Raw genomic sequence first — 24289 nt, 5'->3', positions numbered from 1 at the left:
GTAAAATAGTGCCGTCATTTAAATGAAAAAATCTTTAGAAATATTTTCTTTTATCTTCCAGTAGTTAAAATGAGTATGCAATTTTTTTGATCTGTCCCCCTTTCAAAGATGACTTGATTTGCCAATTTAAAAAAAACATTATATAGGTGTGGTTATAATTTTTTTGCTCCTTTGTTTATTGACCACTATTTTTTTTGCTCTGAAATTTAAATAGCATTTTGTTGAAGTGAATAAATACTTAGTGTATTTTGTTGATAAAGTAAATGATTTCAATTTTCTGTTTTTTTTTTTAATTTCATATTGTTCTTTCGCCCTAGACAAGGTAAGCTTGTAGATGTTTATTTCACCGATAAGGGATTAAAAGGAAAGACACTTTTTAGGTACTGGCGCTAATTTTATTTTTTGCTTTATGTTTGGCCCTAAAAAACCGAAATGCTTAGGTGTTTTGAGCAATGCTTTGTACAGCATAAAATTAAAATGAGAATCGCCATTTTTTATAAATATTGAATTGGGTATAGGTAAAAAGGGTGGTAGGTGAAACGCTTTGTCTGCCTTTATTTTCGTTGATAAAAATCTTAACACAGGGAGATATATTGAAGACCAACTTTGTCGTGGTTTTGAGACGAATTGAAATAAGGTATTATACACTAAGTAATGATGCGATAGTGAAATGTTTTCCTTTTTTAGGCTACCTTTTTAATAAATAGATTACCCAACCTACATCGAATAATCATTGATTTTCGGAATTTAAGCATTTCGTAGATTTGGATTTGCTGTTTTTTAAGCGTTTTAAGGCGCTCTTTTGGAAATTACAATAAGAGTTATACTTGCTGTGTTTTGATGCTTTAGAGGCTCTCTATTTGTGTTTTTTAACTAAATGGTCTGTGGGGAGCACTTTTAAGCTATAAATAGTATAAAATATCTGCTTATTCTTTTACCTTTGACATCCCCGAATTTATGAATTTGCTTATGTTCAAAACGTACTCAATTATTGCATTTATTACCTTGTTTTTTGTCAATTTTGCTTTTTACGCATCAGCACAATACCACCCGCGCACCTTTTCACTTCGTGATTCCTCCACTTATATAACTGATGAAAAGAAACACTTAGTTATCCAATTGGAACACGAAAGCGGTGGTGTCCTTGCTGGAAATGAGCGTGCCAAAGAGTCCCTTCACGATGCTTACTACAATGCATTTAATTTAAAAATTGGCTGGCAAACAAAACGAGGTGGAAATATTTATCATCAACTTTTTAATTATCCCATCTATGGTTTCGGATTGTACTCAAGTACATTTGGCCTTGCTCACGTAGGTAATCCTTATGCGGTTTATGGCTTTGTGGCGGTTCCTATTAGACCGCGTATAAATAGTAAATGGGGTTTTAATTACAGAATTTCGTTAGGCCTTTCAGGTAGATTTAATCCCTATGATGAAGATGAAAACCCCTTTAATTTATTAATAGGTACGAAGAATAATGTTTATATTGATTTCGGTGGACAGGTAAATTATCAATTGAGCAGACATTTCCAATTTGGTCTTGGCTTAGCTTTTCACCATTTTTCTAATGGCGCCCTTAGACTGCCCAACACAGGTATTAACTTGTTACCTTTGACGGCGGCTGTAACCTATATTCCAAGTAGTAAACCATTTGATTTTAGAAAGGAGTATGTAGGCCCTAATCCTAAAGAGGATGAGCTGCATTTTAACTATGCCTTTGGCTTCAAGCAATTAGATAGGGCTAATCCCAAGAAATATTTTAAGTCTACTTTAGGGATCTTCTGGAGCCGGTTTCTTGGATACAAATGGCGTTTGGGAGTGGGGGGCAACGTCTTTTACTCCGCCTCAGGGAATGATGCGCTTATTGCTGGTGAAAAAGCTGGAACATTTGGAGCACTATTTTCCGGTGGGCCAGCCTTTTATATAGATCATTTACTAACATCCAGATTATACTTAAATGGTAATATAGGTTACTACCTTCACAAAAATGAATTTAACATAGAAAATAAACCAATGTTTTTACGTATTGGCGCACGCTATAATGTATACAAAGACCTTTTTGCAGGCGTTTCTATAAAGGCTCATGCAGGTAAGGCCGATTTTATTGAATGGACCGCAGGGTACACGTTGGATCTACGGAAAAAGAAATAAGGTTCTGCCTAAAAAAGTAGCAATGATTTAAATTATAGGCAATTGCTTTTTTAGTTTTCTGTGTTCTATCTTTGACTTAAATATCGGATATAAGAAAACTGCCCCTAAAACGATAAGTGCTCCGGCATAAAAGCCAAGACTCATTTTCTCCTCTTGCTTGAAGAAAAGTAAGGCCAAAACGATGCCATAAACAGGCTCAAGATTTGTAATTAATGCCACTCTGAATGCGCTTAATTCTTTCATGACAGAAACACCTGCCACATAGGCGGCGGAAGTACAGACAGTTCCTAGTATTAACAGATATATTAAATCGCTATTAGTCAATAGCATCTTATTTGTGAAGTTTTGCGATAAAAAAAGATAGAGTGATACCCACAACCAAGCACCCAACATTTCATAGAAGCTAATTATAGTTGCTTTACTATGTTTTATGAGTTTACTGTTAATGATAGTGAATAGACTTCCACAAAAGGCACATAATAAGCCAAGGATAATGCCTATTACATATTTTGCTTCAAATTTAAAGATTAAATAGATACCGATGATAATAAATAAACCGATGATAAGTTCAAGGTATTCAATTTTTCGTTTGTTAACCAGCGGTTCCAACAATGCTGTAAAGAGCGTTAAAGAAGACATACATACCAATGTAACGGAGACATTGGATAGCTTTATAGATTGAAAGAATAATATCCAGTGAAGTCCCACGAGACCTCCTGTTAGGGTGAATTTTAAAAGAGATCCCTTGTTTATTTTGATAGATTGTCTAGTAAACTTAAAATAAAGGAACAATGATATGAACGCAATCAGAACCCTGTACCACACCAAATAAATGGCTGATATTGAAATTAATGCACCCAATATACCCGTAAAACCCCATATGATTACCGTTAAATGCAATAATAGCAGGTTTCGGTTAATGCTAGATTGTGGCATGTGTTTATGAAATGACTATTTTGGTGCTTTATATAATAAGTATAAACCTACTAGTAAAAAGATAACACTCGGAATAAATATAGCTATAATTGGAGGTAATCCGCCTTTAAGAGAAAACATATTCGCGAATTGTATAAACAAGATATAGGTGAAACTAAGGGCAATACCAAGCCCCAAACTCAAGCCGATCCCCCCGCGTACTTTTTTGGAAGACAAGGAAACACCCATTAATGTGAGAATGTATGCAGAAAAAGGGTAAACAAAACGTTTATATTTTTCTAGTTTCATATTGACCATTAAACCAGTCCCTCGAATCTCCTCTTTTTTAATTCGCTCATTAAGTTCGTGAGTAGTCATTGCTTCAAAAACATTGTCGCGTATCTCAAAATCTCGGGGAGCCATGTCTAAAGTTGTATCTTTAGTGGTTCCTTTTGTCATCTTTTCATTTAGTCCGTCTACTGTACGAATGGTGTAATTTTCTATTTTCCAATTGTTTTTTATAGAATCCCAGGTAATGCGATCGGCAATTAGTTTTTCTTTAAGTTCTTGTCCTTTGAAGGTCTCGAGAATAAAGTTATAACCGATCTTCCGGTCGTTATCAAAGTTATCAATGTAGACAAAGCTATTCTTGTCTATTTGCATATGGGTTGAACTTTTGCTGTTATTGTCTAAGGGTTTCACATAGATGTTTTCAAATCCGATTTTAAGTTTATTTGTACGAGGGATAATGTAAATATTAAATACAAAAGTAACGGCACATATAATGGAGGCCGCAATAAAATAGGGCCTTAAAAATCGTTTAAAGCTCATACCCCCATTTAAGATAGGTACGATTTCTGTTTGATCAGCCATTTTCGCAGTGAAAAAGATGACGGCAATAAAATTTATGAGTGGACTTAAAAAGTTGAGATAAAATGGAATGAAGCCGGCATAGTATTCGAAAACAATTTTAGAGAGCGGGGCTTTGTTTTTCAGGAAGTCGTCCATTCGCTCAGATATATCAAATATTACCGCTACCACAGTGAAAATGGCCATGGTGAAAATAAAAGTACCTAAATACTTTTTAATGATATACTTGTCTATAATATTCATATAATATAGCTATAAAAATATTTAGTTTTTTTACTATTAGCAAGACGGCTTAACATAGCTTGTTGTTACATTAATGCCTTTTGCAATATAGCTACAATCTTTCACCCAGCTGTTTTACCATCTTATTCTTCCATTCGTAAAACGAACCTTCTATAATTTTATTACGGGCCTCTTTTACCAACCATAAATAAAAGTGAAGGTTATGTAAAGTCGCAATTTGTGCGCCAAGTAACTCCTTTGAGTGAATTAAATGACGTAGGTAGGCTTTTGTATAAAACAGATCAGTATGTAAATCACTATCAGCATCTATAGGAGAAAAATCGGCTTCCCATTTTTTATTTTTTATATTAATAATCCCATTTCTGGTAAACAACATGCCGTTTCTCCCATTTCTAGTTGGCATTACGCAGTCGAACATATCGATCCCTAGCGCTATATTTTCAAGTATGTTAATAGGTGTTCCAACCCCCATTAAGTAACGTGGTTTATTTTTTGGTAGAATGTTCGTTACTACTTCAGTCATTGCATACATTTCCTCGGCGGGTTCCCCTACAGATAAGCCTCCAATGGCGTTCCCATCACGGTCAAAAGAAGCTATTGTTTCGGCAGATTTTTCTCGTAAATCCTTATATACAGAACCTTGTACTATTGGAAACAAACTTTGCTCATATCCATAGAGAGAGGGGGTTGAATCAAACCGTTCACAACAGCGTTTAAGCCAGCGATGGGTCATGTCTAGTGATTCCTTTGCATACTTATAATCACAAGGATAAGGTGTACACTCGTCAAAAGCCATAATAATATCTGCACCAATAATACGCTGTGTGTCCATGACATTCTCAGCAGTGAACAAATGTTTAGAGCCATCAATATGAGATCTAAATGTTACCCCTTCTTCCTTTATCTTTCTGACATCAGTGAGCGAATATACCTGGTAGCCACCACTATCCGTTAATATTGGCTTGTCCCATCCGTTAAATTTGTGTAGACCTCCTGCTGCGTGAATAACATCAAGACCTGGTCTTAAGTAAAGATGGTACGTGTTTCCTAATATAATTTGCGCTTCTATATCTTTCTTTAGTTCATGTTGATGAACACCTTTCACCGATCCAGCGGTGCCAACAGGCATGAAAATAGGTGTTTGTATCGTTCCGTGAGCAGTTTCTATTTCCCCTGCACGGGCCTTTGACAAATTATCGGTAGATTGTAGCGTGAACTTCATGTAGAATGCTGCTTTATGCGGCGCAATATATTTTGCTATTTTGACGTGCAAACTTAGATAAATTGTGTCTATTATACAATCTATTATGTTAAAGTAAAGATTACAAAATTGTGTTTGAAAGCAATTTTATCTAAGTTTGCAGCTAATTATCACTTTTCAAAGACACATTGGAACAATACCTTCGTTATATATTACCCGCTTTGTTTAGCTTTTTTTTGTTATTCCAGCTATATTACATGCTCTTTGTATATAGAAAATTGAAGGTTTACAAGGTTAAAGATTTAAAGGAGAATATCGAATACCCACCCTTATCCGTTATTGTCTGCGCCAGAAATGAAGAATCAAACCTGCGTATGTATCTGTCAGAAATTCTGGAACAAGAATACCCATTATATGAAGTAATTGTAGTAAACGATTGTTCAAGTGATGATTCAAATTGGGTCTTAAAGGAATTTAAACAGCGATACAAACATTTGCGTACCATCGATATCTCAGAAAATGCCCATACAAGACATGGTAAGAAATTTGCTGTTACGTTGGGTGTAAAGGGTGCCTCGCATGAACATTTAATATTGACAGATGCTGATTGCTATCCTCAATCAGATCAATGGCTAAAATATATGGCGCAGGAGTTTCAAGGCAATATAGAAATTGTATTAGGATATTCCCCTTATACCCGAATGAAAGGCTTATTAAATAAATATATTAGGTATGAGACCTTTCAAACGGCGATAAATTACCTTGGTTATGCGTTAAAAAGAAATGCATATATGGGTGTTGGAAGAAACCTGGCCTATACTAAAAAATTATTTTTTAAGGGGAGAGGATTCGCCACTCATATGCACATCCCGTCTGGAGATGATGATCTTTTTGTCAATCAAAATGCTACGCGTACTAATGTGGCAATCTGTATTCATCCTGATGCCATGGTATGGAGTAATCCCAAAGTTACATACCAAGCCTATAAACAGCAAAAGAAACGCCATTTTGGAGCAGGGAACGCTTATCGTAATAAACATAAATTGATGTTGAGCATACAAGCTTTCGGATTTATCTTTTTTTACTTTTCGGCCGTTTTAATATTGATATTGCAACCCTATTTTTGGCCGATAGTTGTTATAGGATATGTAATTCGTTTGCTTTTGCAAATGATCATTTATATCCCTCTTATGAAAAGATTGCAGGTGCGTGAGCTAATAATGTGGCTACCAATAATGGAAATATTTCACTTCTTTTATATTTCATATATGGGATTTATGTCCTTGTTTAGAAAGAACATTCATTGGAAATAGCACTTCCACCAATTCTTTATGTAAAGTCAACTATGGAAAAGATAACATCAGCACTTATATATAAGTATTTTAATAACCTCAATGAGATTCAAAAGCAGCAGATAGATGCATTGGAAGATGTCTATAAGTTTTGGAATACGCAGATCAATGTCATATCGCGTAAAGATATTGACGGATTATATGAGCGTCATATTTTACATTCTTTGGCGATCGCTAAATTTATTTCATTTAAAGAAGGGGCAAGTGTATTAGATGTTGGAACAGGAGGAGGATTTCCCGGCATTCCTTTGGCTATATTGTTTCCAGAAACCAGCTTTCATCTGGTTGACTCTATCGGAAAAAAGATAAAGGTTGTTAACGAGGTTGCCCAAACAATAGGATTGAAAAATATTAAAGCAAGTCACATCCGAGCTGAGCAAATAAAGGACAAATATGATTTTGTAATATCAAGAGCGGTAACACGACTGGGAGAATTTTACCCATGGGTACACAATAAGTTCAAAAAAAATTCCATACACGCGCTACCAAACGGAATTTTATACCTAAAAGGAGGAGATCTAACCGAAGAGATTAAAGAATCAAAGCTGAATGCTGAAATCTACCCCTTAACTGACTTCTTTTCTGAAGAATTTTTTGAGACCAAATCTTTAGTATACGTGGCCAGATAGGGTTAGATATAGCTTTATTGACGGTTTCACGTGAAATTCTTTTTTCTTTGTACGATATTTATTATCTTACAGCTCGTAAGAAAGTAAACCTATTATCAAAGAAATATGAGCCTTATTTACCAGCTGGCACTTGCGCGGATTAAGGGCGTTGGTAGTGTCATCGCTAAACATCTGCTCGATTATTGTGGCAGCCCCGAAGAAATTTTTAGAACACCCAAAAAACAGTTGATAAAAATACCAGGTATAGGAGAGTCGATAGCTAATTCTATTTTACAAAATAATGTAATGAAGGAGGTGGAAAAGGAAATAGCTTTTATTGAAAAACATAAAATTAATGTACTATTCTGGAAAGCTGATAACTATCCAGAAAAATTGATTTTCTGCAATGATGCGCCTATTCTTTTATATTACAAGGGAAATGTAGCTGTTAATGCTAAACGGATTATAAGTATAGTAGGAACGCGTAATGCTACTGATTACGGTAAAGGTATATGCGACGAATTTATAGCAGGGTTAAGAGGGCATGATGTATTGGTCGTAAGTGGGTTGGCATTAGGTATAGATAGCTATGTCCATAAAGCCTGCGTGAAGAACAATCTACCAACAATAGGCGTATTAGGGCATGGACTTGATCGTATCTATCCCGCATCTAACCGAAACTTGGCTTTAGAGATGCTGAAGCACGGCGGTCTATTAACGGAATATTCCTCAGGTACAAAACCTGATAGGCAGAACTTTCCTTCAAGAAATAGAATTATTGCCGGTATGGCAGATGTAACGATCGTTGTAGAAGCCGCATTGAAAGGTGGCGCGCTCATTACTGCCGAGATAGCGAATACGTACAATCGGGACGTTTGTGCATTTCCAGGAGACATACGTAAACCCTACTCAAACGGGTGCAATTATCTTATAAAAACCAATCGTGCTCACCTAATCAGCTCGGTAAAGGATCTAGAATACATCATGAACTGGGAGTTGAATGCTGTTATACATAGCCAGCAATTGCAGGTAGATTTTGTAATGAGTGCAACTGAAAAAAATGTTTATGAGGCGCTCGAAGAAGCTGGACCGATGGGCATAGACGCGCTCTTGTATCGGTTAAAACTTCCGCAGAATAAATTAGCTATGATTTTATTAGAGTTAGAAATGAAAGGAGGAATAATAGCTCTTCCGGGAAAAATGTACAGAATTCCTTAAAATTTTATTTATAATAGGAGTTTTCTATTTCGAATTTTTTAATGCCCAGTAACGCCATGCTAATATACCCTGTTGTAATTTGCTTAATTTCGAAGGGTCCTTATGTGCTAAACTGGGGAGGACTATGCCATTAAGAAATACTAAAAATTTAAAGAATAATTTTCTAATTACCATATTTAAAATACAGTAAAAGGCTTGTTTTGTTTGGCCTGTTTTTGATAAGTTTTAGAGTACCGAACGCACACCTTTTTGGGATATTTCAACGGTGTATCCTTTCGCGGTTAAATCTGTTTGCAAGTCCTGCATACGTTGGAGGTCTCCATGTACTAAAAAGACCTTTTTAAGTATTTCCGGAGACTGCTGTGAGACGGTCGCTACCAAGTCATTGTGATCAGCATGTCCACTCAGGCAGTCGGTTTGTTTAATTGAAGCATAAACAGAAAGCTCCCTGTTTTTTATTTTCACGACAGGATCGCCCCTAAGTAATCGATGCCCCAATGTTCCCTTTGCACAATATCCAATAAAAAGAATAGTGCAATAATAATTTTGCAAATTCTGATATAAGTGATCCTGTATGCGTCCTCCTTCTAACATACCCGCAGAAGAGACAATGATGCAGGGATCATAGTAATTTGCAATATCCTTGCTCTCATCCAGGTTTTCAATATATTTAAGATTTTCAAACTCAAATTGATCGCCTTCCAGCGCATAAAACTCTTGCGCTTCTTCGTTTAACAAAGAATGAAATTTTCTATAAACGTCTGTTGCATAATTAGCTAACGGACTGTCGACAAAAATCTGCACAGGGGGTAATAAATTCTTACTGAAAATCCTATTAAGGCTATACACAAGTGCTTGCGTACGACCAACGCTAAAAGCTGGAATAATTAGCTTTCCGGGCGTTTTAATACATGTATCTGTAATAGTTTTAATCAATATTTCGGTAAGATCCTCATCGCTATGTATTCTTCCACCATAAGTTGATTCACAAACCAGATAATCTACTTGTGGAATTTTTTCAGGGTCTTGCAGAATAGGATATCCTTTTCTTCCTACATCACCTGTAAAAGCAATTCTTTTCTTTTTTCCATTTTCTTCAATTTGGAATAAAACGGCTGCTGCTCCCAATAAATGTCCAATAGGTATAAACGTAACTTCGATTTCTCCGGTAACCTTAAATGCTTTATGGAAGGGCAGGGTGACAAAGCGTTCTGTAGTCTCCATTACATGCTTTTGTAAATAAAGAGGTTTAGTATATTTAATGAAATTTTTACCGCCTCTTTTAACTTTCCTTTTTTCCTTTTTAAGAAAAATATTTACAGAATCTAGCATCAGCAGCTCACTTAAAGCGGCCGTTGGTGAGGTACAGAGTATTTGACCCTCAAAACCATCCTTAATAAGCGTAGGTATATTGCCAGAATGGTCTATGTGAGCATGTGTTAAAACAACAACGTCTATTTCAGCTGGATTAAAGGGGAAGCTTTCATTTTTTTCAAGATTGTTATCGTGTTCATAATCGAGACCGCAGTCTATAAGTATTTTATAATTTGCTGTTTCTAGGAGATGCATGCTGCCAGTAACCTGTTGCGCTGCGCCCCATGTTGTTAAATTCATAAACTTTTATTCTAGCATTTATCCGTCAATCTTCTCCTGCTGAAGATTGCTAAGATAACGATATAATCCCGTTTCATGCTGAAGAAGTTCATAATGTGTACCACTTTCAACAACACGTCCTTTCTCGATTACAATAATTTTGTTGGCTTCTCTAATAGTAGATAATCTATGGGCTATTATGATGGAAGTCCTGTTTTTCATTAGTTCTTCCAATGCATTTTGAACTAAACGTTCGGATTCAGAATCTAAGGAAGAGGTTGCCTCATCCAAAATTAATATCGCCGGATCTTTCAATAATGCTCTGGCGATAGCAATTCGCTGACGTTGCCCACCTGAAAGTTTTATACCACGTTCCCCAACCAAAGTGTCATACCCCTCGGGAAAACTCATAATAAAATCATGGGCGTTTGCTCTTTTTGACGCCTCAATTACTTCTTCAGGAGTAGCTGTTAATTTGCCATATGCTATGTTTTCCCGTATAGATCCACCAAAGAGCAAGACATCTTGCGGAACGATGGCTACTTGATTTCTAATATCTGTTAATTTGAAATCGTTGGCATCTTTGTTGTCAAATAAAATATGGCCCTGTTGGGGTTTGTAAAAGCCGAGTATCAATGCAGCAAGTGTCGATTTACCGGTACCACTTGGGCCAACGATGGCTATTTTCTCTCCAACATTTGCTGAAAACGATATGTCCTTTAAAACAGTAATTTCGCGTCGTGAGGGATAGGCAAATTTTACCTGATCAAACTGTAGACCTCCTTTTATTCTTTCCTTTATCTCGTTTTCCTCCGGATGGATAGATACCTGTTCTTTGTCTTCTTCCAAAATCTCAATAACTCTTTCTGTAGCGCCTACCGCTTTCTGCACATTTGCATAAAGTTCAGGAAAACTACCCATAGATCCTGCAACAAATAGAGAAGAGATAATGTAGGTTGTTAAGGCTCCTACAGAAAGTTCACCTCTGGCTATAAGATCTGAGCCATACCATATAACACTTACGACTGCTCCAAAGATGCAGAATAATATAAAGGAGGCAAATAGACCTCTATAGCTGGCCCCCCTTAAAGCCAGATCAACAACTGCTTTCAACGAATTTTGGTAACGATTCGCTTCATATGCTTCATTCACAAAAGCTTTTACATTGCTGATGCCCTGTAAAGTTTCCTGAACGATTGTATTTGATTCAGCAAGTTTGTCCTGCGCTTTTCTCGATAAACTCCTAATAAACTTACCAAAAAATACGGCGATAATTACAATAACTGGTAAAATAGAAAGGTTAAGTAAAGTAAGTTTAACCGAAACAATAAATAGGAAGCTTATTCCTCCCACGAGTAAAATTGCTTGTCTAATCATTTCAGCAAAAGTGGTAGTCATAGTATCCTGTATCTGAGATAAATCGGCAGAAAGGCGACTGTTAAGCTCCCCAACCCTCCTGTTCGCAAAAAAATCCATTGGCAGGGTTATCAGGTTAAAATAAGTATCGCGCCTTATATCAGCGAGCGTTTTTTCAGCCACCTCTACGAACAACCTAATTCGGAAGAAGGACACAAATGATTGAAAGAAAAGGATGATAAAGGCAATAATACCAATAGATTTTATATTAGCTGGTATAAAGGCTAGTCCTTGTTTTCCCTGTGCGGCATCAACCATACTTCCCATCAGAGCAGGAAATGCCAGCAATGACACACTAGATAGGAACAGGAAAAACATTCCAATAATGAATTTCGCCCGATATGGTTTCAGGTATTTAAGAAGCTTACCTACATTGCTTAAAGATGCTTTATTGATTTTTGTTTTTGGTAGTTCTTCATCAATCCCATTTCCACTGTTTAGTCGAGCACGTGCCATTAATTGAATATCGATTTTTATATTAATTTAACATGCAAAAGTAGCTACATTAAAGCTGCCCCCTATCACTTTAGCGTCAATTTTTCCTTCTTTTGGTTAAAATATATAAGCTTGTCATAAGCGCTAGAAATGCAAATAGGAGTAGAGAAAGGTAGATATTGCTTCTTTTTTCTAATACCATGATCTCTTCTGCCAGCTGATCTTGGCTTCGTTGAAGCTTGCTGATCGTATTGATATAGCCTGTTATACGTTCTCCAGATACTTCTACCTGGCCTTCAACGGTCTGCTTTTCAAAGTCCTTATAATCCAGTAGGGCTTTCGTTTCTTTGAAAATATTGTTATCTGTAAGCACTATCTGTTTTAGGATATCGATAGATGATTGCATATCTTTTTTTGTTTTTAATCCGAATATGCCACTTCTAGCCGTTAAGCTTGCATCAAACTCGCCAAAACGTTCCCTACGTTGATCAAGTAATTTATTAACCCGCTCACGCTGTTTCTCATAAGCGGTACTATCCTCTTTCGAAGAGGCGAAAATGCCGCTTATAGAAAGCATGATAATGATAGCTGTTAATGGTATATATTTCACTGTGCAATTTGTTTTTTAACTATCTTTCTTTAAATTCTATTCGAATAATATCGCCAACTTGTAGTCCAAGCAACCCGCTCGCATTTCCTTTATTAATGGCAATCTCTAAGTGATTACTGATGCCAAAGAGACATAATTTTTCTCCTTCGGGCACTTCATTGTAGTGCCAGCTCAAGTGTTTTATCGATTCATTTCGTCGAAAGAAAAGTTCGAAATTTCTATTTTTTTGTATTTGATTAAATAGCTCTTTATTAATATTTGTAATAACATTCTGGAAAGAGTCGATATATATAACACTGCCACGAATGGTACTGCCATCAATAATAGGTTGTATAACAACTCTTTTTACCAAAGATTCGACTAAGTCCCCAATATCCTCCATCGTTCCTCCCTTTGCCAAATGAGTAGCCGCTTTGGCAAATATGTCTGTAAGTGGAAAATGGAGAAATTTGAGATCCTGCATAATATTTAGCTCTACAGCCTTTTCCGGTATATCTTCAAAAAGTAGCGAGAAAATGCCATTATCAGCCCCTACAAAATAGTGACCTTTATGTTTTACCGCTAAATAACGTGTGTCCTTATTGAAAACAGAATCGATACCAATTAAATGCACGGTATCTTTTGGGAAATATTTATACGCATTCTTTAACACGAAAGCAGCTTGTTGAATATTAAAGGGAGCAATATCATGAGAAATATCTACTAGTCGTACAGTTGGATATAGGCTAATGATGCTGCCCTTAAGCGCTGCCTGGTAAAAATCTTTGTGTCCTAAATCAGTAGTTAACGTAATAATGCCCATATCTATATCTCAGTCCGCTTTATCCATAATTCCCTGCGTATATACATAATTTTACGACTTACACAGGATTTCCTATTATTGCATAATACTTTTTTTTATGCGCTATAATTAGTAATCTTGCGTAGGGATTTAAAGGTGCAAACCTAGCATGATTTTTTCATATTTAGTTGCGAATATTTCCAAAAATATAAAAAATCCATTAAGCAATTACCGTACAATGCGAAAGAAAAATAGAAGAACCGTTAGCACTGGTAACATAAATTAATTAAATACAGAATTTGAACGAATTACGAATAACACTAGAACATGTAGATCCCGCCTTATTGTGGGGTGCTCAAAACGAACATTTCGAACTTATTAGAAAATATTTTCCTAAGTTAAAGCTGGTGGCGCGCGGAACAGAATTGAAGGTGTTGGGTGATGAAGAAGAAAGTGGTATTTTCAGAACTAAATTTGGAGCTGTTTTAAATCATTTAGAAAAGTTTAACCATATAAATTATAATGACATAGAAACAATATTGGGTGCTACTCCGGCGGTAATGGCTGCCCAAAGTGTTGTCGAAAAGGCTGCAGCACCATTTAGTGGTGAACCGATTGTTTTTGGACCAAACGGCATAGTTGTGAAGGCCCGTACGGCCAATCAGCGGAAAATGGTTGATAGCATCTTGAAAAATGACATACTATTTGCCATTGGACCTGCTGGTACAGGTAAAACATATACAGCTGTTGCTTTGGCGGTAAGAGCATTACGTAATAAAGAAGTAAAACGTATCATATTAACGCGGCCAGCGGTAGAAGCTGGGGAGAACTTAGGGTTTCTTCCTGGTGATTTAAAAGAAAAAGTGGATCCTTATTTAAGACCGCTTTACGATGCATTGGATGATATGATCCCGGCAGAGAAATTGAAACTTTATTTGGAAAACCGTACAATTGAAGTTGCTCCGTTAGCTTTCATGCGGGGGAGAACCTTAGACAATTGCTTTGTTATTTTAGATGAGGCGCAGAATGCGACAGAGATGCAGCTGAAAATGTTTTTAACACGTATGGGACCCACAGCTAAATTTATTGTGACGGGTGACGTGACACAGATAGACTTACCTAAAAAACAACAGTCGGGTCTTAATGGTGCAATTAAATTGTTAGATAATATTGAGGGAATTGATATTATTTATTTGAGTGGGGGAGATGTAGTGAGGCATAAACTGGTAAAAAGAATATTGGAGGCCTACGGCGATATCTAGCTAATTAGCCAATTTGGAAATTAGACAATTAGCCAATGTTGGTTGATAGATGGCCTTTTTATTTTTTACTTTTGAATTTTTAATTGAATACAGTGAACGCAATAAAAGAAACAAATTTTAATTTTCCGCATCAAACGGCTTTTTATAAAGGGAAGGTACGTGATGTATATACCATAGATAATAAATTTTTGGCAATGGTAGTGTCAGACCGTATATCGGCTTTTGATGTAGTGCTTCCAAGAGCCATTCCTTATAAAGGACAAGTGCTTAATCAAATAGCGGCTAAATTTTTAAAAGCTACGGAAGATATTTTGCCCAATTGGGTGATCGATGTGCCAGACCCTAGCGCAACGATAGGGAAAATTGCTGCGCCTTTTAAAGTAGAAATGGTTATTCGCGGATATCTTTCTGGACATGCTTGGCGGGAGTATGCTGCAGGGAAACGTGAAGTATGCGGTGAGAAGCTCCCGGATGGATTAAAGGAAAATGATAAACTGCCAGCTCCCATTATTACTCCTACAACAAAGGCTGCAATAGGGCATGATGAAGATATTTCACGGGTAGAAATTCTTCGCCAAAATATAGTTAGCGAAGAAGATTATGTGCAGCTGGAGAAATTTACAAAAGCACTTTTTAATCGTGGAACTGAAATTGCTCACGCCCAAGGATTGATATTGGTGGATACAAAATATGAATTTGGAAAAATAGGCAATGAAATTTATCTTATTGATGAAATTCACACGCCTGATTCATCAAGATATTTTTATAAAGAAGGTTACGAAGAATTACAACGTGAAGGTAAGCCCCAGCGACAACTCTCGAAAGAATTTGTCCGCAAATGGTTAATTGAAAATGGCTTTCAAGGTAAAGAAGGGCAAAACGTGCCTGAAATGAATGATGAATTAGTAGCTTCTATTTCCGAAAGATATATCGAACTTTATGAGCATATAACCGGAGAAAAGTTTATTCGCTACGACATAAAAGATATTGAGAAAAGGGTGGAGGGCAATATCAATAAAGCCCTGCAGGAGTTGTTATAAGAAACTGATTAAAAAACTAAAAAGTATGAAATTCACAATCGATAAACATGAGCGTTATGTAGTCATTACTCCTCATGAAGCAGTTTTAGATGGCGTTACAGCGCCCAAGATTAAATCTGAATTTGTATTGTTGAATACAGATGGCCAAAGAAATATTGTTTTAGATCTTTCCCAGGTAAAAGACGCAGATACTTCCGGATTAAGGTGTGCATTAACAGCTCATAGGCTGTGTCATGCAGCAGGGGGTGTTTTTGTTATTTGCTGTGCAAGTAAAAAAATAATGCAACTGATTGAATTGTCTAATTTGAAGGATGTTTTACATGTTGTACCAAGTTCCGATGAAGCAGAAGATCTAATCTTTATGGAAGAATTAGAAAAAGAGTTTAGAGGACAGGTGGCAACAGATGAAGAATGAGATTTGAAGTAACCATTTTAGGAAGCAATTCGGCAACACCTTTATATGGCAGGCATCACACGGCGCAAGTTTTAAACTGCAATGATGTTTTAAGTTTAATTGATTGTGGTGAAGGTACACAGTTGCAATTGCAGCGATATAATTTTAAAGCAAACCGTATAAAATATGTTTTTATATCGCACCTTCATGGTGACCACTATTTAGGCTTAGTAGGGCTTATTTCGTCCATGCATCTTAATGGAAGGAAGGAAGATCTTTATGTCTTCGGTCCTTCGGGATTAAAAGAAATAATAGATCTGCAGCTTCATTATTCCGAAACGCAACTTAGGTATAACCTAGTGTTTCATGCCACCAAGGCCGATGGAGCCAGGCAACTACTGGCTGATAGTAATTTTGAGGTTACGAGTTTTCCAATAAGTCATCGAATTCCCTGTACGGGTTATGTTTTCAAAGAAAAGCAACGTCTTCCCCGTATAAATAAGGAAATAATAGAAGGCTTGGATATTCCAATTGGTTATTATCCATTAATAAAAAAAGGTATAGATTACACTGATCCGTCTGGAAAGATTTATAAGGCCAGTGAACTAACAATACCTGCTGCGTTACCAAAAAGTTACGCATTCTGTTCAGATACCATTTATACCGAAAGCTACTGGCCTTATATAAAGGATGTCGATTTACTCTATCATGAAGCCACCTTTTTACATGAGATGGTAGATAGGGCTGCCGAAACTTTTCATACCACAGCATTGCAGGCGGCCGAAATTGCTAATGCAGTTAACGTAAATAAGCTTCTTATAGGCCACTTCTCCGCGAGGTATAAAGATTTGCAGCCACTGTTGGATGAAAGTAAAACATTGTTTGCAAATACCGCATTAGCTATAGAAGGGCAAACATTTGAGATTTAATCTCTCTTTTTTCCAAAAATAGAGAAATGAACATATCTGCTCGGATTCTCTTTTAAGTCTATCATTAAATTGTCTAAATTCTTCGAGGCATTATTTAGGTTATCATAAAGCTTCTCATCATTTAACAATAAACCTACAGAGCCCTTACCGCTGTTTATATTATTTACAATATTCTGTAAATCAGCGACAGCTGCATTCGCATTGTTAATGGTTCGTTCAAAATCGGCTTTAGCCGCTTTGTCACTAACACTTTCTAGGTTACCCAAAATGTTGGTTATTTTATCGCCATTATTTTTGAAGTTGGCTGAAATGGCTTCTACGTTACTTAAGATATTGGCAAGTTTAGTCCGTTGTGTGCCAACAATGGCATCTACCTGCGTTGTGGTATGCTCTAAGGTATTTAACGTATTAGCAATACTTGCAATACTACGATTAAAGTTGTGTTGGAAATCTGCATTTATTGTATTATTAATAGAACTCAACACTGAGTCGAGCACCGCTACCACGGCTTCAGCCTTTTTCTGTACAGGTTCAACCTGTTCAAGAATATTTCTTTGAATGTTTGCTCTTAATGTATCACCATCATTTGCATATGTCGGGCTGTCGCCTAGCTCGAAAACGATAGCTTTTCCGCCCAATAGATCTGTGCTAGCTATCCGGGCGATGGTATTTGCCGGAATAGCATAATCTTGTTTGATTTTAAATTCGGTGAGAATTTTTCCGCTCGATTGTAATTGCATTTTGGAAACGCGACCTATTTGATACCCATTAACCATTACAGGTTTAGAAACACTCAAACCATCCACTCTATCATAGCTGGCGTAAAAAGTATTTTCACTTGTAAAAACATCATTTCCCTTTAAAAAACTATATCCTATAATAAGAACAGCAATGGCTACAGTGGCTAAAATTCCCACTTTCGTTTCGTTAGAAATCCTCATCCGTTTTATTTAATGAAATGTAAATATAATGTTATACGGCATTTATCCATTACTTGGAACAACAAAATAATAGTTTTGTTTAATTCTCTGTCTGTTTTTTATAGCTTTTAATCGCAGTTAATAAATTATTAACTACTTCTTCTTGTCCGCTAGAGGAGTTTAAGTAACGTTCTTCGTCCGGATTGCTGATAAACCCAATCTCCGTCAAAACAGCAGGCATTCCTGCCCGAGCTAGCACCGCCAAGCTCAATTCTTTTACGCCACGGCTACCACGACCAGTTTTAACATATTCCCCCTCAATAAAAGACGCAAATTTGATACTTTGATCACGATAGGCATTTTTCATGAGTGAAAAGATAATGTAACTTTCCGGGTCTTTTGGGTCAAAGCCTTCGTAGTTATCTTTATAATTGTCTTCTAATAACATGGAAGCATTTTCTCTTACCGCTGCATCTTGCTCGTCCAGCCTGCCGTATCCCGATACAAATGTTTCTGTGCCTCTAGTGCTTGTGTTAGGAACACTGGTAGTGCGGTATATGGGAACTCTCCTCCCGTTTCTTCTCCTGTAACCAGTAATTGTTCTTTTCTTCACATTTGGCATGGAGTTGCAGTGTATAGATATAAACAAGTCAGCCTTTTTACTGTTAGCTAGGCCTATGCGCTCATAGAGAGGGATGAACGTATCTGTTGTACGTGTATAGATTACATTAATTCCTTTCATGTCGCGCTGTATAGCTCTTCCCAATTTTAATGCAACTTGTAATGCAACGTCTTTTTCCACAGATATGCGTCCTTTAGCACCTGTGTCATGAGCCCCATGTCCAGCGTCGATAACGATGGTTCTCATGCGATACTCTTGAGGCTTCCCGTTTGGTTTCATAGGTGGAGCCGCAGAAATAAATAGTGTACTTACTAATACTAAAATTAAAAAGGTAATGGATAAGCGAATATTATACATCAGTTCTCAATCTGTTTTTTATAATTTTTAATGGCATTTACTAAATTATCAACAATTTCTTTTTGTCCTTGTGGGGAATTCATATATGCTTCCTCGTCAGGATTACTTATAAAGCCCATTTCTGTCAAAACGGCGGGCATACCGGCTCTGGCTAATACAGCAAGGCTTTGCTCTTTAACACCTCTATCAGTTCTCCCGGCATTAATATATTGTTCTTGAATAACAGTTGCAAATTTAATACTTAAGTCGCGGTATTGATTTTTCATCAACGAAAATACAATATAACTCTCCGGATCCTTAGGGTCAAACCCTTCATAGTTCTCCTGATAGTTTTCTTCCAACAGCATCGAGGCATTTTCGCGCATGGCAACATCTTGTTCGTCTAACCTGCCAAAACCAGAAACAAAAGTTTCCACTCCTTTTACGCTGGTATTCTGCGAAGAGACCGATCTATAAACAGGTACTTTTCTACCACGTTTATTTCTAACATAACGGGTTACTACACGCCGAGTGGTATGTGGCATCGAATTGCAATGTAAGGAAATAAATAAATCGGCCTTGTTTCTATTTGCTATTCCAATTCGTTCATAAAGCTCTATAAAACTATCATCGGTTCTGGTATAAATTACTTTTACACCATTTAGCTCTTCTTCAATGGCTTTGCCTAGTTTCAGGGCAACCGCTAGCGTTATGTCTTTTTCCTTCGAAAAGGATCCATGTGTATTCCCATCTCTTCCACCGTGGCCTGCATCGATCACAATAATTTTTAATTTATAGGGGTTGTCATACTTATTAGCTAAACTTTGCGTTGGTATCTGTAATGAGATGATAAAACAGACAGCTGCGGTAAGTTTTGTTACAAATCTAATCATCCAAACTTCGTTCTTATTTAAATATATTAATGCTATAAAGATAATCTTATTGTATGATATTGTTAATAAATGCTTCCTTTGTAAAAGTTTTTCAAGCTGTAGCGATTACAAATTGAAAACGTTGAATGAAAATATCATCGCTATTGCAAGCTGTTAATGCTTTCATTAATTTTGGGCTCCTTAAAATTCATATACTGCAAAAATAATATTCGTTGTCAAATTTGAAGTCTGTTAGCGTTTTTTTTGAACTTATTTTATTTCTTTTTGGGGTATTGATGCCAATTTTGGCTTCAGGACAGCAATTTATTGTACAGGATAGTTTGAAACGTCCGCTAAATAATGTGCAAGATACTGTTAAAAGAGAAGCAGTAGTAATGGATTCCGTTACAAGGGATTCTGTTAATCGCGATACTACTAAAAAAGGAGACGGGCAGGGAATAAGCTCTATGGTGCTCAGTAATGCGGAAGATTCTACTATCACCGATCGTAAAAATAATCAGCTACATTTATATGGTAATGCCAAAATCAAGTATGAAGATATGGAGCTCACGGCAGATTATATACGGATTGATAATAATTCGCGTACAATGTTTGCCAGCGGTTTGATTGATCATAACGGTAAATATAGAGGACGACCTATCTTCAAGACAGCAACTGACCCACCTGTAACAGTAGATTCTTTAATTTTTAATTTCGATAGTAAGAAGGGTAAGACTTACGGGGTATTTACTGAAATGGATGGTGCATCTATTCAGGCGCGAGAAATCAAAAAGAACGAATATAATGAGCAATTTATAAGGCACGGTTTTTACAGTACCTGTAATTTGCCTTTTCCGCACACACATTTCGGTATTCAGATGAGTAGGGTAATTCTGACCGAAAATCAAGTGGTATCGAAAAGTGCTTACATGGTGATAGAGCAGGTGCCTTTACGTTTTGTTATGATCCCCTTTGGTTTTTTTCCAAAAACCAACAAACGGCAATCAGGTATTCTGTTCCCTTCTTTCGGCGAAGATTTTTCCCGTGGCTTCTTTTTGCGTGATGCTGGATACTACATAGGTTTAAATGATTATTGGGATGCAGAATTGCGAGGTAATTTGTACACCAAGGGGTCGTGGGAGGCAAATGCAAGGGTGCGTTATAAAAAGAATTATAAGTATGATGGAGGATTTAGTTTACGTTACGCTTATACCAAAAATGGTGAAGAGAACACCCCCGGCTTTTCAAGGGCAAAGGATTTCAATATAACCTGGAATCATTCACAACGGCAAGAAGCAAATCCTGGGACAACCTTTAGTGCTTCTGTTAACGCAGGAACAGGTAGTTTCTTTTCAAATACAGCTGCTAGTGGTACCTATGATTACAATCAAATTACCAGGAATAACATGTCTTCCAGTATTGCTTATGGTAAAACATTCGCAGACGGGAAAGTTAATTTTACATCAAGCTTAAGTCACAGACAGGACATTAGTACTGGCCAGATCAATTTAGAATTACCTACCTTCAACTTAAATGTGGCTACTTTCAACCCTTTTGATTCTAAAGAGCGGGTAGGTGAGCAAAAGTGGTATCAAAGACTTACTGTAGGTTACAGTATGCAAGGTAAAAACACCATTAATAGTCCTGACAGTCTTTTATTTAGAAAAGAAACATTGGGGAAGATGCAAAATGGTATACAGCATAACATTCCTGTAAGCTTATCTTTAAATGTAGCTAACTATTTTCAGTTTAATACCAGTTTAAATTATACCGAAAGATGGTATTTTCAATCGACGCGTAAACGTTTTGATAATGACCCTTCTGGTTATGTCGAACGGATTGATACCGTGCAAGGTTTTAACAGAGCATACGATTATAGTTTTTCAACCGGGTTTTCTACAAAAGTTTACGGACAAAAAAACTTTAAAGGGAAATTAGCGGCATTGAGGCACGTGATCACGCCTTCTGTCAATTTTAACTACCGACCTGATTTTTCCGATGCTCGTTTTGGATTTTATAGAGAACAACGCTATGCCGATGGTACACCTGTTTTAGATAATCAGGGAAGGCCTGTCAAATATTCAATCTTTCAAAATGCGATTTATGGTTCACCTAGTGCCGGGCGTTCCATGGGTATTGGTTTTTCAATTGATAACAATATCGAAGCTAAAATAAAGAGCGATAAAGATACTACCGGTACGGGCTTTAAAAAAGTACCTATCTTACAAGGGTTAACCTTTAGCGGTAACTATAATTTTGTGGCAGACTCTTTTAACCTTTCCAACATATCTTTTTCAGGCAGAACGGCCTTATTTGATCAGAAACTGGGTTTAAACTTTAACGGATCTTTTGATCCTTATCGCTATGTCGAGGTAACGACACCTGGTAGCACTATGCCAAGTTATAGGCGGATCAATGAATATGCGATTAAAGGAGGGCAGTTGGCGCGTTTAACACAGTTTGGTTTGTCTATGGACTTCAGCTTTAATCCTGAAGCTGCGAAAAGCAGAAATAATAATTTAAATGAGATGGACAAGAACAAACCCAATATGACGCCCGAGCAGCAGCAGGAGCTCGCCCGTATAAGTTCTGACCCTAACGCTTTTGTTGATTTTAATATTCCTTGGAACATCGCGGCTTCTTTTAGTTTTCAATATAGCAAGCCATTTGCGAAGTCTAATATAACCAGTACAATCAATATACATGGAGATCTTTCTGTTACACCAAAATGGAAAATACAATATAATTCCGGTTATGATTTTCAAACAAAAAAAATGAGTTTAACCCAATTTAATATATATCGCGATCTGCATTGTTGGGATATGTCTTTTGGATGGATTCCCTTTGGAACATACAGAAGTTATACCTTCAATATTCGTGTGAAAGCTTCTATTCTTCAAGATCTAAAACTTACAAAACGTAACGACTATTATAATAGTTTTTAGCGAGATATAAGTAGCAAGATATAAGTACCAAGTAGCAAGATATAAGTATCAAGTAGCAAGATATAAGTATCAAGTAGCAAGATATAAGTGTCAAGTAGCAAGACTTAAGTAGCAAGTAACAAGACTTTATTCGTCGTTAATAGAGAAATGCAAGGGTCTAGATTTAAAATGCAGGTTATTAGTTAATTAAAAAACAAAAGCTCCCTATGACAGCTGAGATCATTACGATAGGAGATGAGATATTGATCGGGCAGATTGTAGACACAAACTCTGCCTGGATTGCCAATCAACTCAATTTAATTGGGATTGAATTGGTACAAATAAGTTCAGTAGCTGATAAATCGAAGGCTATTACAGAAGCGCTCGATTTAGCAATAAACCGAGCAGATGTTATTCTATGCACTGGCGGCCTTGGACCTACAAAAGATGATGTCACGAAAAAGACACTCGCTGACTATTTCAGTACTACACTATACCGCGACGAGCAGGTCTTGGCTCATGTAACAGCTATTTTTAAAAAGTTTAATAGGCCAATGTTGGAAGTAAATAATAAACAAGCGGATGTATTGGCCAATGCAACAGTTCTCCACAATGAAACGGGTACAGCACCCGGCATGTGGATTAACGAAAAGGGAAGAATATTTGTAATTATGCCGGGCGTTCCATCGGAAATGAAATATCTAATGGAGTATGAGGTGCTCCCAAGGCTGAAAAATATTCCAGGAAAAAGTGCTATTGTACATCAATCGCTCTTAACCGCAGGTTTGGGCGAATCATTTTTGGCCGAGAAGCTTGCTTCGTTTGAGGAATCGTTGCCTACTCATATCCATCTGGCCTACTTGCCGAAATACGGACAAGTAAAATTGAGATTAACGGGGTTTGGAACGGATGGGACAAGTTTGGAGAAAGAAGTTTCGACTTATCTAGCTACTATTGAAAAGTTGGTTAAGCCCTATATCGTAGGTGTCGGCGATATTTCTTTAGAGCAGACTTTATTAGAAATTATGGTAAATAACGGTTTAAGTTTGTCGACCGCCGAAAGTTGCACAGGCGGATATATAGGCCATTTACTTACTAGTTTACCAGGAAGCAGCGTCATATTTAAAGGAGGAGCAATAACGTATAGCAACGAATTAAAAATTAGTATGCTGGGTGTGTCCGAACAATCTCTTATAAAATATGGTGCAGTGAGTGAGCAAGTTGCATTAGAGATGGCCTTAGGCGCACAAAAACAATATGCCACGGATTACAGTTTAGCGGTTACAGGAATTGCAGGGCCCGATGGGGGGACAGCCGATAAGCCAGTAGGCACCGTATGGATTGCCGTAGCGGGTAAAAATGGAGCAAAAGCGAAATTGTTCAATTTTGGCAAAATTAGGCTTCCTAATATAGAACGTTCGGCAGCAAACGCATTAATTATGTTATTTTACCTCTTGAAGGAAGAGGTGACTTAGTTGAAACTTGGTAGAACAATTTGAATATTAATCCTTATTTGGATCAAAATAAAAAATCATTATTACGGATAATGACTAATAGTTAGTTGTTTGTGATGGTTTTAAACAAAATATTATTCTGT

20 protein-coding genes are annotated in these 24289 nt (G+C 36.8%); 10 read left to right on the top strand and 10 right to left on the bottom strand.

Annotated features, from left to right (window positions below; all coding sequences use genetic code 11):
• Positions 1 to 969: 969 nt before the first annotated feature.
• Positions 970 to 2151 (top strand): acyloxyacyl hydrolase, encoded by a 1182-nt coding sequence (locus BMY50_RS23305; RefSeq protein ID WP_238383865.1) that lies wholly within the window; start codon positions 970 to 972, stop codon positions 2149 to 2151.
• 27 nt (positions 2152 to 2178) lie between these two features.
• Here BMY50_RS23305 and BMY50_RS23300 read toward each other — a convergent pair whose 3' ends face one another.
• The 3 genes from BMY50_RS23300 to tgt form a co-directional block, all read right to left on the bottom strand.
• Positions 2179 to 3087 carry a DMT family transporter gene (locus BMY50_RS23300; RefSeq protein WP_093329827.1) on the bottom strand — a complete coding sequence of 303 codons (909 nt, stop codon included), beginning with the start codon at positions 3085 to 3087 and terminating at the stop codon, positions 2179 to 2181.
• Positions 3088 to 3102: 15 nt separating this feature from the next.
• Positions 3103 to 4179 carry an LptF/LptG family permease gene (locus BMY50_RS23295; RefSeq protein WP_093329824.1) on the bottom strand — a complete coding sequence of 359 codons (1077 nt, stop codon included), beginning with the start codon at positions 4177 to 4179 and terminating at the stop codon, positions 3103 to 3105.
• Between the two features lie 91 nt (positions 4180 to 4270).
• Entirely contained in the window at positions 4271 to 5401 is a 1131-nt protein-coding gene (tgt, locus tag BMY50_RS23290; protein WP_093329819.1) for a tRNA guanosine(34) transglycosylase Tgt, read from the bottom strand.
• Positions 5402 to 5637: 236 nt separating this feature from the next.
• Here tgt and BMY50_RS23285 point away from each other — a divergent pair, with 236 nt between their 5' ends.
• The 3 genes from BMY50_RS23285 (at position 5638) to dprA (ending at position 8558) form a co-directional block, all read left to right on the top strand.
• Positions 5638 to 6693: a glycosyltransferase gene (locus BMY50_RS23285; RefSeq protein ID WP_238383864.1), complete on the top strand. Its 1056-nt coding sequence runs from the start codon at positions 5638 to 5640 to the stop codon at positions 6691 to 6693.
• A gap of 32 nt (positions 6694 to 6725) precedes the next feature.
• On the top strand, positions 6726 to 7361 hold the full coding sequence (gene rsmG, locus BMY50_RS23280; protein ID WP_093329811.1) for a 16S rRNA (guanine(527)-N(7))-methyltransferase RsmG: 636 nt from the start codon (positions 6726 to 6728) through the stop codon (positions 7359 to 7361).
• A 105-nt stretch (positions 7362 to 7466) separates the two neighbouring features.
• A complete protein-coding gene (gene dprA / locus BMY50_RS23275; protein WP_093329807.1) occupies positions 7467 to 8558 on the top strand; it encodes a DNA-processing protein DprA in 1092 nt (363 codons plus the stop codon).
• 225 nt (positions 8559 to 8783) lie between these two features.
• On the opposite strand, the gene BMY50_RS23270 is transcribed toward dprA, so the two are convergent.
• From BMY50_RS23270 to BMY50_RS23255, 4 genes are all read right to left on the bottom strand, one after another.
• A complete protein-coding gene (locus tag BMY50_RS23270) occupies positions 8784 to 10172 on the bottom strand; it encodes an MBL fold metallo-hydrolase (protein WP_093329803.1) in 1389 nt (462 codons plus the stop codon).
• A gap of 18 nt (positions 10173 to 10190) precedes the next feature.
• Positions 10191 to 12023 carry an ABC transporter ATP-binding protein gene (locus BMY50_RS23265; protein WP_093329799.1) on the bottom strand — a complete coding sequence of 611 codons (1833 nt, stop codon included), beginning with the start codon at positions 12021 to 12023 and terminating at the stop codon, positions 10191 to 10193.
• Between the two features lie 76 nt (positions 12024 to 12099).
• Entirely contained in the window at positions 12100 to 12612 is a 513-nt protein-coding gene (locus BMY50_RS23260) for a hypothetical protein (protein WP_139202324.1), read from the bottom strand.
• Between the two features lie 19 nt (positions 12613 to 12631).
• Positions 12632 to 13414 (bottom strand): SAM hydrolase/SAM-dependent halogenase family protein, encoded by a 783-nt coding sequence (locus BMY50_RS23255; protein WP_093329791.1) that lies wholly within the window; start codon positions 13412 to 13414, stop codon positions 12632 to 12634.
• Between the two features lie 278 nt (positions 13415 to 13692).
• Here BMY50_RS23255 and BMY50_RS23250 point away from each other — a divergent pair, with 278 nt between their 5' ends.
• From BMY50_RS23250 to BMY50_RS23235, 4 genes are all read left to right on the top strand, one after another.
• Positions 13693 to 14655 carry a PhoH family protein gene (locus tag BMY50_RS23250; protein WP_093329787.1) on the top strand — a complete coding sequence of 321 codons (963 nt, stop codon included), beginning with the start codon at positions 13693 to 13695 and terminating at the stop codon, positions 14653 to 14655.
• 92 nt (positions 14656 to 14747) lie between these two features.
• The gene (locus BMY50_RS23245; protein ID WP_093329784.1) at positions 14748 to 15695 is read left to right on the top strand and encodes a phosphoribosylaminoimidazolesuccinocarboxamide synthase; all 948 of its coding nucleotides are present in this window, start codon (positions 14748 to 14750) and stop codon (positions 15693 to 15695) included.
• Positions 15696 to 15720: 25 nt separating this feature from the next.
• Positions 15721 to 16110, top strand: coding sequence for an STAS domain-containing protein (locus tag BMY50_RS23240; protein ID WP_093329780.1), 390 nt, complete (start codon positions 15721 to 15723; stop codon positions 16108 to 16110).
• Positions 16107 to 17018 carry a ribonuclease Z gene (locus BMY50_RS23235; protein ID WP_093329772.1) on the top strand — a complete coding sequence of 304 codons (912 nt, stop codon included), beginning with the start codon at positions 16107 to 16109 and terminating at the stop codon, positions 17016 to 17018. The genes BMY50_RS23240 and BMY50_RS23235 overlap by 4 nt, the downstream gene beginning before the upstream one ends.
• On the opposite strand, the gene BMY50_RS23230 is transcribed toward BMY50_RS23235, so the two are convergent.
• The 3 genes from BMY50_RS23230 to BMY50_RS23220 all read right to left on the bottom strand — a co-directional run bounded on the left by BMY50_RS23230 (position 17015) and on the right by BMY50_RS23220 (position 19789).
• Positions 17015 to 17959 (bottom strand): MlaD family protein, encoded by a 945-nt coding sequence (locus tag BMY50_RS23230; protein ID WP_093329768.1) that lies wholly within the window; start codon positions 17957 to 17959, stop codon positions 17015 to 17017. The two genes, BMY50_RS23235 and BMY50_RS23230, sit on opposite strands and share 4 nt — an antisense overlap.
• A 79-nt stretch (positions 17960 to 18038) precedes the next feature.
• Positions 18039 to 18917 (bottom strand): N-acetylmuramoyl-L-alanine amidase family protein, encoded by an 879-nt coding sequence (locus tag BMY50_RS23225; RefSeq protein ID WP_093329765.1) that lies wholly within the window; start codon positions 18915 to 18917, stop codon positions 18039 to 18041.
• Positions 18917 to 19789: an N-acetylmuramoyl-L-alanine amidase family protein gene (locus BMY50_RS23220; RefSeq protein ID WP_093329762.1), complete on the bottom strand. Its 873-nt coding sequence runs from the start codon at positions 19787 to 19789 to the stop codon at positions 18917 to 18919. The genes BMY50_RS23225 and BMY50_RS23220 overlap by 1 nt, the downstream gene beginning before the upstream one ends.
• A gap of 212 nt (positions 19790 to 20001) precedes the next feature.
• Between BMY50_RS23220 and BMY50_RS23215 the strand changes: the two genes are divergently transcribed.
• A complete protein-coding gene (locus BMY50_RS23215; protein ID WP_238383863.1) occupies positions 20002 to 22713 on the top strand; it encodes a putative LPS assembly protein LptD in 2712 nt (903 codons plus the stop codon).
• Positions 22714 to 22919: 206 nt separating this feature from the next.
• The gene (locus BMY50_RS23210; protein ID WP_093329760.1) at positions 22920 to 24167 is read left to right on the top strand and encodes a competence/damage-inducible protein A; all 1248 of its coding nucleotides are present in this window, start codon (positions 22920 to 22922) and stop codon (positions 24165 to 24167) included.
• Positions 24168 to 24289 lie beyond the last annotated feature (122 nt).

Source organism: Olivibacter domesticus (assembly GCF_900109575.1).
GTDB lineage: Bacteria > Bacteroidota > Bacteroidia > Sphingobacteriales > Sphingobacteriaceae > Olivibacter > Olivibacter domesticus.
Note: the sequence above shows the minus strand (reverse complement) of the source record. Positions and strands in the feature narration are given on the sequence as shown.